Consider the following 891-nt stretch of genomic DNA (forward strand, 5'->3'; position numbering starts at 1 on the left):
GAGAAAGTGTAAAGCCGCTGTTTGATCGTGAGTTGCTGCCCGATTCACTATTAGGGCGGATACAGTCCATTTGGAGAATTCTCCCAGTTCGCGAGCTAATTCTCTCTTTGGGATTGGTGCTAGTGATGGTTTTAACGGCGCTGGGCGTTGTCTACTCCTCTCACATATCGCGAGAGTTGTTTGCGGAGCAAGCTTTGTTGCAAGAGCGAAATGACCAGTTGCAGTTGGAATGGGCGCAGCTGCTGTTGGAGCAGAGTGCATTTACTTCTCCGAGTCAGATCGAGAGTGTCGCTGCTCAAGAATTAGAAATGGTGCTGCCGGATGTGCGCAGTATCGAGTTGGTTAAATAGGTAGGCATTGGAACGACCGTGAACTCGTCAAACGAAAACCAAGAACCAGTTATGATCATGTGGCGCTACTATGCGCTGCTAGCCATGCTGACGCTTGTGATTCTGACTTTGCTTGGTAGGGCGGTCCATTTACATATTTTTGAGCAGAGCTTTTTATCCTATCAGGGCGATGTGCGCTCAATTCGTTACGAAAGGATTCCTGGGCATCGCGGAACTATCTCCGATCGAAATGGAGATCCTTTAGCCATTAGCGCAGCGGTTGAAACAATCTACGCCAATCCTAGCGAGATAGAGCTCAATGAAAAGGAGTATGCCCGACTTGCCTCGGCGCTCAGTGTAAACAAGAAGTGGCTTAAGAAACGACTAGAGTCTAACACTTCCAAGAAGTTTGTTTATCTCAAGCGTAAGACATCTCCTCACGAAGCCCGGCAAGCCATGCAGCTGGGCTTCACTGGTATTTACAGCCGACGAGAGTATAAGCGTTTTTATCCGGCAGGAGAGGTTGCTGCACATGTTGTCGGCTTTGCCAACATCGATGAGC

Annotated in this window: 1 protein-coding gene and 1 pseudogene; both read left to right on the plus strand. The window is 48.8% G+C overall.

Annotated features, from left to right (window positions below; translation table 11 throughout):
* The coding region (gene ftsL, locus A3750_RS01760; RefSeq protein ID WP_082873164.1) for a cell division protein FtsL at nucleotides 1–350 on the plus strand (350 nt) is incomplete at its 5' end.
* Between the two features lie 18 nt (nucleotides 351–368).
* A pseudogene (locus A3750_RS01765) lies at nucleotides 369–891 on the plus strand (penicillin-binding protein 2); the annotation flags it as partial.

Source organism: Oleiphilus sp. HI0079, assembly GCF_001635105.1.